Source organism: Rhizobium sp. A22-96 (assembly GCF_053521805.1).
The window spans coordinates 119035-133504 of the sequence record NZ_JBNWDQ010000009.1 but is presented as its reverse complement, the minus strand read 5'-3'; the positions used below and the strand labels follow the sequence as shown (position 1 = coordinate 133504).

The window sequence follows — 14470 nt, the reverse complement described above, 5'->3', positions numbered from 1 at the left end:
TGGTCGAGCAGGATCGCCAGCAGCAGGCCGAGCGCCAGGCAGATGAAGATATAGAGGAAGCCGAAGATCCCCATGTTGACGATCGAGGTGTACCAGGAGGATGGCGGATCGTTCTCGAAGGTCCAGCGCCAGAGGCGCTGATAGGCGCGTGCGCCGGTCAGGTCATAGGAGGGGAAGGTCTTGGAATTGGTGAAGGACAGGTAGACGGTCCACAGAATGAAGCCGTAGACGAAGACCAGCGTGATGGCGAAGCTTGGCGCAAGCACGATCCTGGGCAGCGCGTCCTGCAGGCGCGCGCGGAATGAAACCGCCGGCCGCGCCGACACCGGTTCCCTTGTTGCAATTGAACTCATGAGGTTCATCTCCTCCCCGAGGTATGGCCTGCCGTCAGAGGCTTCCCCGCTCAGGCGGGGAAGCCGTTCTCAAGATCCGATATCAGCGTGCGTCGTCGATCGCCTGGACGAGCTGGGTGACAGCTTCGTCGGAGGTCTTGATCTGGCCGTGGACGAACTTGGAGACCACGTCCTTATAGGCGTTGGCGATTGCCGGAGGTGCGCCATAACCCTGGGCGAGCGAGCCGAACAGCGTGCCGCCTTCATTGGCGTGCTTCAGGTCGGCAATGCCCTTCTTGCCGCAGGCGTCAAAGGCAGTGTCCGGCACGTCGGTGCGCGAGGGAACCGAACCCTTGACGACGTTGAAGGCCGACTGGAAGCTCTTCGACAGCGTCGCGGTTGCCAGCGCCACCTGGGCGGCCTTGCGGTCGGCGGGAACGTTGAACATGCCGAACATGTCGGAGTTGTAGATCACGCTGCCTTCGGTGCCGGGGAAGCGGTAGCACAGATAGTCGGTGTTCGGGGTCTTCTTGGCGGCGACGAATTCGCCCTTGGCCCAGTCGCCCATGACCTGCACGAGGGCATCACCCTTGATGACCATGGCGGTGGCAAGGTTCCAGTCGCGGCCCGAGAAGTTCGGGTCGACATACTTGGTGATCTTGGCCAGGTTATCGAAGGACTTCTTCATCGTGTCGGACTTCAGCGAGGCCTCGTCGAGGTCGTTGAAGGCCTTCTTGTAGAATTCCGGACCGCCGGTCGACAGCACGATCGAATCGAACATCGTCGCTTCCTGCCAGTCCTGACCGCCAAGCGCCAGCGGCACGACGCCGGCAGCCTTGGCCTTGTCGAGCAGCGCGATCAGGTCGTCGAAGGTCTTGGGCTGGGTGCCGCCGATCTTGTCCATGACGGCCTTGTTGATCCACAGCCAGTTGACGGAGTGGACGTTGACCGGGGCTGCAACCCACTTGCCCTTGTAGACGGCGAACTTCTGCAGCGCCTTCGGCACCGACTTGTCCCAGCCTTCCTTCTTGGCGGTCTCGGTCAGGTCGCCCATCACGCCTTCCTGGGCATAATCGAGCACGGTATAGCCGAGCATCTGCGAGGCGGTCGGATAATTGCCGGCGGCAACCATCGCCTTCAGCGCCGTCATGGCCGCATCGCCGCCACCGCCGGCCACCGGAACGTCCTTCCAGGCATAGCCTTCCTTGGACAGGTCCTGCTTCAGCACGTTCAGCGCCGCAGCCTCGCCGCCCGACGTCCACCAGTGCAGCATCTGCACTTCCTTCACATCCGCCGCACGCGCTCCAACCGCTGCACCAGCAACCGCCAGCGCTACCAGAGCACTCGTCGTCATCAGTCTACGCATGATCTTCCTCCCAAATTTAAGCTTCAGATGCGGGATCTATTTCCCGCACCCACTCCCCGCCCTCCTCAGGCGTAGTGTTTTGCCGGCTAGGCCAGGCTGTCTTTTCGCGGCATCCACCAATTGGTCCTGCCGCCGATATGCATGTTGAGCGTCTTGGTCTCGGTATAGTCTTCGACCGCGTGGCGGCCGAGTTCGCGGCCGAGGCCCGATTGCTTGTAGCCGCCAAACGGAAGCTCGGAGGCGCCATCCATGAAGGTGTTCATCCACACCGTTCCGGCCCTGACCTTCCTGCCGATCGTCAGGCAGGTATCGAAGTCGCGGCTCCAGACGCCGGCCGAAAGCCCGTAGTCGATCGAATTCGCGATCTCGATCGCCTCGGCCGTGGTCTCGAATGTCAGGACTGACAGCACTGGCCCGAAAACCTCCTCGCGCGCCACGGCCATCCCCGGGGTCACGGCATCGAGGATCGTCGGGGCCATGAACTGGCCCATTCCGAAATCGAGCGTTTCGCCGCCGTGGGCGACCCTTGCGCCGCTATCCCTGGCGCCGGCAAGATAGCCGGCGATCTTTTCGAGGTGCTGCGGCGTGATGATCGCGCCGACCTGGGTTGTCGGGTCCAGCGGATCGCCAACCTTAACGCCCTTTGCCAGCTCCGCGACGCGTTTGACGACATCCGATGCAATGCTCTTATGCAGGATCAGGCGTGAGCCGGCATTGCAGCATTCGCCGGCATTGAAATAGGCGCCGAAGACGGCGGCATCGATGAAGGCGTCGAGATCGGCATCCGGAAAGACGATCTGCGGGTTCTTGCCGCCGAGTTCCAGCGAGACCTTTTTCAGCGTCTGCGCTGCATTGGTCATCGTGAGCTTGCCGACGCCGGTCGAACCGGTAAACGACACCATGTCGACATCCGGATGTGACGTCATGATGGCGCCGACTTCCGGCCCCGTCCCGGTGATGATATTCACCACGCCATCGGGAACGCCTGCTTCCTGCAGGATTTCGCCAAGCACCAGTGTCGAGCCTGACGTCAGCTCGGAGGGTTTTACGACCGTCGTGCAGCCTGCCGCCAGCGCGAAGGGAAGCTTCTGGCCGACGATCAGGAATGGAAAGTTCCAGGGCGTGATGATCGAGACGACGCCGATGGCCTCGCGCAGGACCACACCGAGCGTGCCATCGCCAAGCGTGTTGTAGCTCTCGCCGTGCAGGTCTCGGGCAAGAGCGGCAGCATAGCGCCAGATGTCGACGGAACCGGCGATCTCGCCACGCACCTGGCTGATCGGCTTGCCGGCTTCGATGGCGTCGAGATAGGCAAGTTCTTCGGAGCGAGCGGCGATCAGGTCTGCTGCTCTCAGCAGGACTGCCGAGCGCTCGGACGCCGTCATCCTCGGCCAGGGGCCGTTGTCGAATGCCTTGCGGGCGGCCGAAATGGCACGTTCGGCATCCGCCTTCGACCCTGTGGGATAGCGGCTGACAACCACGCCGTGGCTGGGAGCAATGCGCTCGATCGGGTTGGCTGCACCTGCCTCCCACTTGCCGTCGATCAGCATGTTGAAGTCGCGAACCTTGTGGTCGCCGAGAGCCTTGGGCGCGATCAGAACCGTCATTACCATTCTCCTTTGAACTGTGCCGGGCGCTTTTCGCTGAATGAAGCGACGCCCTCTTTGAGATCGCCGGTCTTCGCGACGAGGATCGAACCAAGTGCCTCAACGGCGGTGCCGTTGTCCTCGCCGCTTGCGGAGGCGATCATCAACTTGACGACTTCGAGAGCGGCCGGACCCCGCGACGCGATGCGGGCCGCATAGTCTCTGGCCGCGGCCACCGCGTTGCCGGTTGTCGTCACCGCATCGACGATGCCGAGCGATCTTGCCTCCTCGGCAGTGAAAATCTCGCCACCAAGCGCCATGCGCCGCACAACCTGTGCACCGAAGCGCTTGACCAGGCGCTGTGTGCCCGACCAGCCCGGCACCATGCCGAGACCAGTTTCCGGAAGCCCGATCTTGATCTGCTCTTCGGCGATGCGGATATCGGCGACACCGGCAAGCTCCAGGCCGCCGCCGAGCGCATGGCCATTCAAGGCGGCAATCATGGGGACGCGGAGCGTGGCAATCCGTTCGAAGATGCGGTGCCCGTGCCTTACCCAGGCGTGACCGAATTCTTCCGGCCGCATGCCGCCCCAGGCCTTGATATCGCCGCCTGCCGAAAAGCCTTTGCCTTCGCCGGTGAGGATCGCCACGCGCACCTGTGCGGTCGCCTCGACCTCGTCAGCCGCATCGGCGAGCGCCTTCAGCATATCCAGATCAAGCGCATTGAGCTTCTCAGGGCGGCAGACCGTCATGATGGCGACGTGCCCTTCGATGTCGATCTTTACCGTGCCGCTAGCCATGGAAGGTGCCCTCCAGCGTGCGAATGCTTTTCTGCGGCAAGGACAGGTTGATCTTGGCCTCGCCGAAGAGCCCCGCATCCATGATCTTGAGATCGTCTGCAACGATGAGCGGGAATTCGGACTGGTCGAGAATATCGGTCTGCAGGTCGACGCCTGGCGCAATCTCTGTTAGAACGATGCCTCTCGGCGTCAGCTTCATCACGCATCGTTCGGTGACGTAGGTGATATCCTGCCTCTGTTCGATCGCGCGTTTACCCGAGAAGGTGACGTGCTCGACGTCGTTGACGAGCTTCTTCAGCTTGCCTTCCTTCTCGATCACCAGCCTGCCATCGGCGATCGAGAGTTTTGCGCCGGCATTGAACATGCCGGAGAAGACGATCTTTCTTGCCCGCGCCGTGATGTCGACGAAGCCACCGGCGCCAGCGGTGACATGCGGTCGGAAGGAGAGCTTCGAGACGTTCACCGACCCATCCCTGCCGATCTCGAGGAAGGAGAGCAGCGAAGCATCGAAGCCTGCACCCTGAAAATAGGTGAACTGATAGGGCGATGGCATATAGGCATCGGCATTCGAGGCGCAGCCGAAGGCGAAGTCGAGCAGCGGGACGCCGCCGACCGCTCCCTGCTCGATCACCCAGGTGACTGCCCCGTGAAGCCCCTCTTCGAGAAGGATGCGCGGCACGTTCGCGGAAATGCCGAAGCCGAGATTGACGCAACTGCCACCCTGCAGCTCCTGCGCCACGCGGCGCGCGATGACCTTCTGTATGTTGAATTCCGGAACCCGGAAGCTGTCGAGGGGCCGGAAGATTTCGCCCGAAATGGCGGGATCGTAGAGCGTCTGCGTCGTCTGCTTCTGATCGGGGTCGACGATCACATAGTCCACAAGCATGCCCGGCACGCGGACATCGTGTGGCTTCAGCGAGCCTTCCTTGGTGATCCGCTTGACCTGCGCAATGACGATGCCGCCATTGTTGCGAGCGGCGAGCGCTTGGTCGAGGCCGCCGAGATAGGCGCCTTCATGTTCATAGGTGAGGTTGCCGCGCTCGTCCGCCGTCGTCGCGCGCACGATCGTCACATTCGGGATGATGGAGGGGAAGAAGAGCCAGTCATCGCCTTCAAAGGAGACGTGTTTGACGACGGGCTCCTTGGCGCCGAGATCGTTCATGGCGCATCCCTGCCGTTCGGGATCGACGAAGGTATCGATGCCGACTTTCGTTAGAACGCCCGGCCGTTTTGCTGCTGCCTCGCGATGAATGTCGAACATGATGCCCGAGGGAATATTATAGGCCGGGATCTCGTTGTTAGTGATCATCTGCCATATGAGCGGCGGCTCGGCGCTGGACGGACCGGACGGATAGGAGCCACCGATGATGCGCTTCAGCAGGCCCTTCTTTGCAATATGGTCGACCCCCTTGATGCCGCTCATGTCTCCGGCCGCAATCGGATGAAGCGTCGTGATCTCGCGCGGATGACCGGTCGCCTCGAAACGCTCACCGATTGCCTTCAGCATCAGATCGGGGCAGCCGAGACCGCTTGACGACGACACTGAAACGACGGCGCCATCCGGGATGAGAGCTGCGGCTTCCGCCGGGGTGATGTGCTTGCTCATGTTCAACTAAAGTCCTGTTTCAACTTTGACGGCCGAGCCGGTCTCTGCCGCTTTCGCGACTGCCAGGGCTGTCGCGAGCGACCAGATTCCGTCTTCGGCAGAGGTCGATGGCGCTCCACCCCGCAAAGCGGAATGGAACGCGCGCAGGCCGCCCTCGTAGAGGTTGCCTGCCTCAAGCGGCAGTTCCCGTTCACCATCGGCATCGCGCAGCACGACGGTTCCAACCGGGCGCTGTGTCATGACATTGCGACCGACGAGCGAACCGTCCGTCCCGTGCACTTCGAGGCCGGTTTCCGCGAATTTCGTGGTGAAGCCATCATGGAACTGGGCGACGATACCGCCCTCGAAGCGGATGGTGCCCATGACGCCGTCTTCAATCCCCTCGCTGCCCATTCCTGCCGATTGCGAGAAGGCGACGACCTCGACCGGATTGCGGCTAAGGACGTAACGGAGCGTATCGACGTCATGCACTGTCAGGTCGAGGATTGCCCCGCCGCCGGCTGCCGGCTTGTCGAGGCGCCAGCCCTGCAAATGGACAGGCAAATAGCCGGCATGAAAGACACGCGCCGCGAGCGGGCGGCCTATCTTTCCGGAGGCGATGGCATCGCGCATGGCGGTATGCGTTGTGGCATTGCGGAGATGATGGTTGGTTGCCAAGACAATGCCGGCCGAGGATGCGGCCCTGGCCATCGCATGCGCATCTTCGAGCGACAGTGCCAGCGGCTTCTCGCAGAGAATGTGCTTGCCAGCACGCGCGGCGGCAACGGCCTGATTGCGATGCAGTTCGTTGGTCGTTGATATATAGACGGCATCGATTTTCGGATCGGCCAGAAGCGCGGCGATGTCTGTCGTGTAGTTGGCAATGCGGTTTGCCGCTGCATAGGCTTGTGCCCGTTCGGCATTCGAACTCATCACCGAGACAACCTCTCCACCGGTGGCCCGAATGGCATCGATGACCCATTCGCGCGCGATGGTGCTGGCGCCGATCAACCCCCAACCTACCGTCATGCCTGCTTCCTCCCGATCGTGTCGCCGCTGCCGGCCCCACAGCTCTCACGCACGACGAGGCGGACGGACGAAACAATCGCCTCGGCCTCTACCTTGCCTGCATTGATTTGCTTCAAAAGCAGCTGCGCGGCCCTGCGACCCATCCCCTGCGGATCCACCGAAATCGTCGTCAAAGCCGGGACAGCAGTTTTTGCCTCGATGACGTCGTCGAAACCGACTACGGCAAAGTCGCGCCCCGGCTCGAGCCGGTTGGCTCGAAGTCCATCGCATACCCCAAACGCCACCGCGTCGTTGAAACAGACAGCTGCGGTCGGCTTCACCTCGATTGCCAGGGCTCGGGCGATCGCTTCAGCTCCCCCTGCCCTTGAGGGCGCCGAGGGGATGATAAGGCTTTCATCGTGTTCCAGATGGCAGGCGGCAATCGCAGCACGATATCCGTCGAGGCGCTCATCGAAAACCGCGGTGTCGCCAAAGCCGCCAAGGAAGGCGATGCGGCGGTGCCCGAGAGATGCGAGATGCTGCACGCCGGCGAATATGCCCTCGCGATTGTCCGACACGATCGATGAAACCTTTGCGCCCTGCACATTGCGCACGGCCACGACCACCGGAATGCCTGAAGCCACCAGCGGCTTTAGGTCGGCGGCTTCGGTTGCGCGGGCGGGTGACAGGATGAGCCCCGAGATTCCGTGCTCGCGCATGGATGCGATAACTTCCTGCTGCCGATCGAGACTTTCGCTTGTGTTTGATAGAAACTGGACGAAGCCCGCCGACTGCACGACCATGTCGACGCCAACCGCAAGCTCGGCAAAGAAGCTGTTTGTGAGATCATTGACGACAACGCCGATGATCTTCGACTTGGAGCCGGACTGCCTGAGGTTGGCCGCGCCACGATTGTAGACGTAGCCCAGCTCCCGCATGACCACATTGACCTTGGCCCGGGTTGCCTCGTTTACCAGTGATGACCCTTGAAGGACGAGCGAAACTGTCGACTTCGAAACGCCGGCCGCTTTCGCGATATCGACGACGGTAACCCGCCCTTTCGTCATGATATCCTCCCTGGCCTCGTTACTTGCATGCAATAAATTGGAACGTTCCAAATATGTCAAGCTCGAATTTTGAGAGGATATTTGGCTTCACTCGATGGATTGCTGATCTTCTCGATGGAAAATCGTTGTATTTAATGGATTAATTTTGAATCCGTCGAGGCATTTTTAGCTGTGAGTTGAATGGGAGGGTTGATTATTGACGTGAAATTAGAACGATCCAAATGGTCGTCATATCCAATGCGATCTTATGCTGGGGCATCGCGGGTTGCGTGCTGCTGTCTCTGAAGTGTGTGCCTTCGGGTCGCAGAAATACGCGATGTGATTCTCCCGATGGGATGTTCGGAAAGCGCTTCAACCCGTCGGTTGCAGCGCTGGTGCACAGTCAAAGGTGTGGGTAAGTGCAACCGGCGGCCGTTTGGCTTTCACGAGAAAAGCAAGGAAATCTCGTATGTTAGGCTTGATTTACGGGATTTCATGTTCGGTCGCTTTAATCGGCCGTTAACCCTTATTCTCTGGACGGCCTAACAGAATCATGGTCTATCCTTTGGCGGGCAATGGTCGGCAAACCGGGAATGGGCCGCCAAGAGGGTTAGATGGCGATAGTAGGGCATGCACAGACGACAGTTCCGTCCAGGGAAGATGCAGGTGGCAAGATAGCACGCCATGCAGGCTTGCTGTCGAGTCAGCTCCAGCAGCTTAGAACCCGCATGTACCCGCCGAAGTCGGAAAAGATACTGCGGCAGTTCCTGACGAATGAAGTGTCCAAGCTGACATCGATCCCGGATTCGACCTTGAAGCTGATGTCCAGCGAGGGTCGTGGGCCCAATCCGAGCCGGCTGGAAAACAATCATCGCGTCTATACGCTTGCTCAGGTCAATGAGCTGCGGGAGCTGTTTGCAAAGCAAAAGCCCGCGGAGGCTCTTCGCTTCTTGCCCCGGCGTCGGCCGGGTGAACACCTGCAGGTGCTGGCGATTGCCAATTTCAAGGGCGGCAGTGCCAAGACGACAACGTCGGTTCATCTTGCGCATTATCTCGCCCTGCATGGTTACCGGGTTCTGGCTCTCGACCTTGATCCGCAGGCATCGCTGTCCGCCATGTTCGGCGCGCAGCCGGAGGTGGATGTCGGCGCCAACGAGACCATCTATGCGGCGCTGCGCTACGACGAGGCCGAGCGGCGCCCCATTCGCGATATTATCCGCAAGACCTATTTCGACGGCGTCGACCTCATCCCGGGCAACCTTGAGGTCATGGAGTATGAGCATGAGACCCCCCGGGTACTGGCCAACAGGTCGGGATCCGGCGCGATCTTTTTCGAGCGGCTCAAACTTGCGCTTGCCGAGGTTGAGGCCGATTATGACATCGTCATTCTGGACACGCCGCCTTCGCTTGGCTTTCTGACGCTCAGCGCCATCTACGCCGCGACAAGCATGATCATCACGGTTCATCCGGCGATGCTCGATGTCGCATCGATGAGCCAGTTTCTTCTGATGATGGGCGATTTGATCAGCGTTCTCAACGAGAGCGGTGCCCAGCTCGATCAGGATTTCATCCGGTATCTGGTCACACGCCACGATCCGAATGATGGCCCGCAGTCGCAGGTGGTTGCGATGCTGCGTCATTTGTTTGGCTCGGACGTTCTGTTGCCCACCGCTATAGAGAGCACGGCTGTTGAGGCCGCTGGTCTCGCCAAGCGTTCCGTCTATGAGCTCGATGTGGGGCAGATCGGCCGCGATACGCACAAGCGCGCGCGCGAAGCCGTGGACGCGGTCAACGAAGCCATCGTGCAACTGATCAACTCAAGTTGGGGGCGTGAATGAGCAAGTCACCTCGCAAATCGATTGTTGCCAGTTTCGGCCTGATCTCGGCCGAGCTGGAAAGCGACGACACTGCGGCCGCTCAGCCCACGCCTGAGCCCTCCCCTGCCCAGCCGACACGCGTCGGCGCCGGCGTTATCGGCGCGGCTCATCGAGCCATTGGCGACATCCGCGCGGAACGGGATCGTTTGAGGGCAATTATCGAATCAGGCGAAGGCTCGATCCATGATCTGGATCCCAAAACGATCGACCCTTCTCCCTATCCGGATCGCCTGCCGGATGATGACCCCAATGATTTCGAGAGATTCAAGCACTCGATCGAGACTGAAGGCCAGAAGATCCCGATCCAGGTTCGCCGGCATCCGACGTCAAGCGGCCGATATCAGGTCGTCTATGGTCATCGCCGTTGGCGTGCCGCTCTTGAACTCGGCCATGCGGTCCGAGCGATTGAAGTGGAGATTTCCGATCTCGACCTGGTCGTGGCGCAGGGCATCGAGAATGCCAGCCGACAGGACCTGACCTGGATTGAGCGCGTGTTGTTCGCCTCGCGCATGGATGATGCCGGCATCAAGCCGCGCGATATCTATGCGGCGCTCTCGATCGAACATTCGGAGCTCGCCCGCATGCGGGGAGTCTATCGGTCGATCCCGGCGGACGTGATCGAGGCGATCGGCCGCGCGCCGAAGATCGGCCGGCCGCGCTGGCTCGATCTGGCAAAGACGATTTCGACTGTGCCGGGTGCATTGGAAGCCGCCCGTGGCGCCCTCTCGCGTGCCAATGCCGAGCCGGGATCGTCAAACGACAGATTCCAGCACGCACTGCGCGCGGTCAAACCGAGTTCGGATCCCGGCGATACCGCGCCGACGACAATCGCCGACGCGTCGGGCACCAAGCTTGGTACCTACACGACCTTGCCGAAAGAAGTGCGGATTTCCGCCGAGGGAGCGTTGGGTGTCGAGTTCATAAGATTTGTCGAAGGGGAGCTGTCCGGCCTGGCTGAGCGCTTCTCCCGTCAACGAGATAGCAGCAAACCCTGATCGTCTTCTCAGGGTTTCAACTGATGTCAAACGAAAGGAAGCCTGGCAAAAGAAAAAAGGCCCCCTAAACGTTGCCGTCGTGGAAGCCTTCTCTTCAATGTAGCAACTGAAGAATCGCATTTCCACGAATCACAGTCAAGAGTCTTTGGCACCGTTTTTGGTGAGCGGATTTCTTTTGCCTTTTTTTGGGGTGAGGGAAATGCAGAGTGGAAGTGTAACGACGCCGTTCGGGCGGCGGCCGGTGACGCTTGCCTTGGTTCGGCGGCAGATCGCTACCGCCGAAATCGAGCCCGGCAAAGCGGCCGACAAATGGAAGGTCTTCAGGGACGCTTCCGAGGCGAGGGAATTGCTCGGACTGCAGGATCGCAGCCTGGCCGTTCTCGACGCTCTATTGAGTTTTTATCCTGACAATGAGCTGCGCCAGGATGCACAGCTTATCGTCTTTCCCTCCAATGTGCAGTTGAGCTTGCGGGCTCACGGCATTGCGGGCGCTACGCTGCGCAGACATCTTGCTCTGCTCGTCGAAGCCGGCTTGATTGTTCGAAAAGACAGCGCAAATGGCAAGCGCTACACACGAAAAGACAGGGAAGGCGGGATCGAAAGCGCATTTGGGTTCGATATTTCGCCGCTTCTGTTGCGCGCCGAAGAACTCGCGGGCATGGCACAGCAGGTGGCGGCAGATCGTATCGCCTTTCGCCGAGCCAAGGAAAGCTTGACGATTTGCCGTCGAGACGTTCGCAAGCTGATTACGGCGGCGATCGAGGAGGGCGCTCCAGGCGATTGGGCACGTATCGAAGGGATCTATGTCGACTTGGTCCGCCGCATTCCCCGTTCGCCCACCATCGAGATAGTGAATTCACTGCTCGAAGAGATGAGGCTGCTGCAGGATGAAATCGTCAACTTGCTCGAAATGCAGCAAAAAACTGAAAATACTAGCACCAATGATGCCCATAATGAGCGTCACATACAGAATTCAAAACCCCAATCCGTCATAGAATTTGAACCTAGCTCTGAAAAAGAGCTGGAGGCGACGCCGGCGCAAAACAATCAGCCTGCCGAGGGGACAATGCGGGTATTCCCATTGGGATTGGTGCTGAAGGCCTGCCCGGAGGTTATGTCGTACGGGCCTGGGGGCGCCGTGAACAACTGGCGAGACCTGATGTCGGCCGCAGTTGTGGTGCGATCGATGCTCGGGGTCAGCCCTTCGGCGTACCAGGAGGCCTGCGAAGTGATGGGGCCTGAAAACGCGGCAGCCACAATGGCCTGCATCCTTGAGCGATCAGGGCATATCAATTCCGCCGGCGCCTATCTGCGTGATCTCACGATCAAGGCGGGACGAGGCGAATTTTCGCTTGGCCCTGCTCTGATGGCGTTGCTCCGAGCAAATGGGCACAGCGTTTCGGGTGTCGGAAAGGCGTCCTGACGGTTCAAGGCAAAGGGAATCCCAGGTATCGGACGGATCCTTGCACTAAGCTCAGAGCAGGAGAGTTTGCATGAGAAATGGCCGACTCTCGCTATTCTTTGACCGGCGAGCGTCATGTGTGATGCAGGAACAATGATACCTATGTGCCTTATCACTTCCGCCAGCTTTAGGCGAAACTGAGCTGGCGGCCCGTCGCTGTTAACATCGATATTCGCACCGGGATCATCACTGAGGGTAGAAGATCTTGGTGCGATCTGGGCTTGGCCGCGATGGCGGTATCGGTGGGTGGGAGACCTGAGTATGACACTTGCGAAGCTGCCTGGTTTGGAAGATCCGGATAAGGTTCCGCGCTCGGTTGTCGGATTAACTATCGAGCTCGCTTCCATTCACGAAACCGATACTCATCAGCACAAGAAGGCGCAGTTACTTTATGTCATCAGTGGTGCCATCACCGTCGAAGCCTCAAACGGTGTCTGGACCGTACCGCCGCATTGCGCCATCTGGATTCCGAGCGGGATCCCTCATGTTGCCCGTTCGACCAGCCGCGTCACGGTCGGCAGTCTCTATATAGACCCGGCGCTTGCCGGATCTCTCAGCGATGGTTGCGGGATCCTGTTCGTGCAGCCCCTCCTCCGCGAGCTCTTGCTGCGCTTCATTGCCACCCCTGCCCTTTATCCGGAAGGTGATACACGCGAGGCGCGGCTTGTTTCCGTATTGCTCGACGAATTGCAGGCAGCGCCACTCGAGCCGTTGCGTTTACCCATGCCGACGGATCGACGCTTGCGGCGGCTTGCCGAGACGTTGGTGGATGATCCGGCATTGCGCTTTACGATCGAGGAATGGGGCGCGCGGGTCGGTGCGAGCAATCGTACGCTCACGCGGTTGTTTCAACGCGAGACGGGCATGTCCTTTGGGCGCTGGCGGCAGCAATTGCACATCGGGCTTGCGCTGCAGCGTCTCGCCTCCGGACAATCCGTCACGAATGTTGCCTTCGATCTTGGCTATGAAAGTACAAGCGCCTTCATCGCGATGTTCAGGCGGATGCTGGGTACGACACCGGCCCGCTATTTCACTGAGGTTGCCGAAGGCGAACAGGATCGCGAAGTGCTGGAGATGCGGCAATCGGCAGGTGCCGTATCTTCTCCCGGCGCCGCGGTCGTTGACTTCAAAGCGGCCATTCGGCGGAAAACCAAACCACGATCATGAAGGCGCGCGGTCGGAATAGTGGGCGCCGGACCTGACCGCCTCATGCTGGAGCGCTTTCTTCAGATGGGAGGCGTGGATGTATTGGTTTTCGAGTGGGATGCATCCGCGGCGGCATGCTTCTTGGGCGGCAGTCTGGATATGGAAGCGGACTCCGGACGCCAGGCAATTAAGGCGGTGGGACTGGAGGTTGCCTTTGCGCAATTCACGGGGCCTGAAGCAGATGGCCATACGATTTCGGATGAGACCGGCCGAATTACCTTCCGGATGTCCTTGCTCCGCTTTGTCTCCCGGCGACATGAAATAGATCGTGCGCAGCTGCGAGAAATACCGCTTTCTTCGTTGAGGCCGTGGACTGTCCAATGGGGGTCGCGATTGACATCGATCGGTTGGTTGGTGCAGCGGGCACCCGCTCGCAGGTGCGCGCCTTTGTAACGGATCAGGCGTCAGAATATTCGGGCGTAACGCTGTTACAGGGAGATATTCCCGAACCTCGCAAGGACTGCCCGGCCATTTTGTGCCAGGTCAGGGTCACAACTTTCTTCACGCTTGGGCACCCGATTGGCCTCTCTGTGCAGGCGAGGAGCAGTGGGGTGGTCTCATTCTATATTTCGCAGAGAATAGCCAGGCCTAAAATAGTCTCGATGGTCTCGACTTGTCGACCGTGGACGCGGCAGGCGCCTATGCGAGGGAGATCTCGCCGAATTGGTACCTGCATTCATCCAGGCGATTGAGGCTGCAGCCCCGTTTTCGATCAGGCCACTCATCCGGACCGCCGCTGTTCAATCATAGCGTCCCAAGCCAAACGTTACTCCAATGGAGGATGCGGCGCATGTCATGCCGCCGTGCGGTGGTGGGGTTACAAATATGGCCACGCTCGATGCGCTGTTACTTTCGCAATCACTCCTCCGCGCGGACGATGACATGGGTGAGGCAATCACCGGATACTAACGAAAAATATTCGCCCGCAGCGGCAAAGTGTGACGCGCCGCCGCTGTGCTGCAGAAGATCTTTCATGCTCCTGACGCAGCCAACCGATTATCCAAAGTCTTCATGGGGACCTTTGGTCTCTCTTGCGCCCGCCATCTGCGCCTTGAATTCCCTGCTTTCGGTGCCAACGCGCGGGTGATCTTGGCGGGATCGCTGCATTATCTGGCTCAGGCCGGTTACCGCCTGGGCAGAGACCTTCGCTAATTTCGGCGAGGCGACGGAGATAGAACTCCGTCGTCATATGGACTGCCGAGTTGAG

At 60.0% G+C, this 14470-nt stretch carries 10 protein-coding genes and 1 pseudogene; 4 read left to right on the top strand and 7 right to left on the bottom strand.

Annotation, left to right across the window (positions count from 1 at the left end):
- The 7 genes and pseudogenes from ACQZ6F_RS31775 to ACQZ6F_RS31745 all read right to left on the bottom strand — a co-directional run.
- Positions 1-353 (bottom strand): annotated as a pseudogene (locus ACQZ6F_RS31775) (sugar ABC transporter permease); the annotation flags it as partial.
- An 82-nt stretch (positions 354-435) separates the two neighbouring features.
- Positions 436-1686: an ABC transporter substrate-binding protein gene (locus ACQZ6F_RS31770; RefSeq protein WP_449096349.1), complete on the bottom strand. Its 1251-nt coding sequence runs from the start codon at positions 1684-1686 to the stop codon at positions 436-438.
- 98 nt (positions 1687-1784) lie between these two features.
- Positions 1785-3305: an aldehyde dehydrogenase family protein gene (locus ACQZ6F_RS31765; protein ID WP_449095986.1), complete on the bottom strand. Its 1521-nt coding sequence runs from the start codon at positions 3303-3305 to the stop codon at positions 1785-1787.
- A complete protein-coding gene (locus ACQZ6F_RS31760) occupies positions 3305-4084 on the bottom strand; it encodes an enoyl-CoA hydratase/isomerase family protein (RefSeq protein WP_449095985.1) in 780 nt (259 codons plus the stop codon). The genes ACQZ6F_RS31765 and ACQZ6F_RS31760 overlap by 1 nt, the downstream gene beginning before the upstream one ends.
- The gene (locus ACQZ6F_RS31755) at positions 4077-5690 is read right to left on the bottom strand and encodes an acyl CoA:acetate/3-ketoacid CoA transferase (RefSeq protein WP_449095984.1); all 1614 of its coding nucleotides are present in this window, start codon (positions 5688-5690) and stop codon (positions 4077-4079) included. The genes ACQZ6F_RS31760 and ACQZ6F_RS31755 overlap by 8 nt, the downstream gene beginning before the upstream one ends.
- A gap of 6 nt (positions 5691-5696) precedes the next feature.
- Entirely contained in the window at positions 5697-6698 is a 1002-nt protein-coding gene (locus ACQZ6F_RS31750; protein WP_449095983.1) for a Gfo/Idh/MocA family protein, read from the bottom strand.
- Positions 6695-7744, bottom strand: coding sequence for a LacI family DNA-binding transcriptional regulator (locus ACQZ6F_RS31745; protein ID WP_449095982.1), 1050 nt, complete (start codon positions 7742-7744; stop codon positions 6695-6697). The genes ACQZ6F_RS31750 and ACQZ6F_RS31745 overlap by 4 nt, the downstream gene beginning before the upstream one ends.
- A 593-nt stretch (positions 7745-8337) precedes the next feature.
- Here ACQZ6F_RS31745 and repA point away from each other — a divergent pair.
- The 4 genes from repA to ACQZ6F_RS31725 all read left to right on the top strand — a co-directional run bounded on the left by repA (position 8338) and on the right by ACQZ6F_RS31725 (position 13224).
- Entirely contained in the window at positions 8338-9561 is a 1224-nt protein-coding gene (gene repA / locus ACQZ6F_RS31740) for a plasmid partitioning protein RepA (protein ID WP_077472131.1), read from the top strand.
- Complete coding sequence (repB, locus tag ACQZ6F_RS31735; protein WP_449095981.1) at positions 9558-10595, top strand: plasmid partitioning protein RepB; 1038 nt, start codon at positions 9558-9560, stop codon at positions 10593-10595. The genes repA and repB overlap by 4 nt, the downstream gene beginning before the upstream one ends.
- Positions 10596-10794: 199 nt before the next feature.
- Positions 10795-12018 carry a plasmid replication protein RepC gene (gene repC, locus ACQZ6F_RS31730; protein ID WP_449095990.1) on the top strand — a complete coding sequence of 408 codons (1224 nt, stop codon included), beginning with the start codon at positions 10795-10797 and terminating at the stop codon, positions 12016-12018.
- Between the two features lie 300 nt (positions 12019-12318).
- Entirely contained in the window at positions 12319-13224 is a 906-nt protein-coding gene (locus ACQZ6F_RS31725) for an AraC family transcriptional regulator (protein ID WP_449095980.1), read from the top strand.
- The last annotated feature ends 1246 nt before the right edge of the window (positions 13225-14470 follow it).

Coding starts and splice junctions, on each gene's coding strand:
- ACQZ6F_RS31750 (WP_449095983.1), bottom strand. CDS start 6,698: ATGACGGTAGGTTGGGGGTTGATCGGCGCCAGCACCATCGCGCGCGAA.
- repB (WP_449095981.1), top strand. CDS start 9,558: ATGAGCAAGTCACCTCGCAAATCGATTGTTGCCAGTTTCGGCCTGATC.
- ACQZ6F_RS31745 (WP_449095982.1), bottom strand. CDS start 7,744: ATGACGAAAGGGCGGGTTACCGTCGTCGATATCGCGAAAGCGGCCGGC.
- repA (WP_077472131.1), top strand. CDS start 8,338: ATGGCGATAGTAGGGCATGCACAGACGACAGTTCCGTCCAGGGAAGAT.
- ACQZ6F_RS31755 (WP_449095984.1), bottom strand. CDS start 5,690: ATGAGCAAGCACATCACCCCGGCGGAAGCCGCAGCTCTCATCCCGGAT.
- ACQZ6F_RS31725 (WP_449095980.1), top strand. CDS start 12,319: ATGACACTTGCGAAGCTGCCTGGTTTGGAAGATCCGGATAAGGTTCCG.
- ACQZ6F_RS31770 (WP_449096349.1), bottom strand. CDS start 1,686: ATGACGACGAGTGCTCTGGTAGCGCTGGCGGTTGCTGGTGCAGCGGTT.
- ACQZ6F_RS31760 (WP_449095985.1), bottom strand. CDS start 4,084: ATGGCTAGCGGCACGGTAAAGATCGACATCGAAGGGCACGTCGCCATC.
- ACQZ6F_RS31765 (WP_449095986.1), bottom strand. CDS start 3,305: ATGACGGTTCTGATCGCGCCCAAGGCTCTCGGCGACCACAAGGTTCGC.
- repC (WP_449095990.1), top strand. CDS start 10,795: ATGCAGAGTGGAAGTGTAACGACGCCGTTCGGGCGGCGGCCGGTGACG.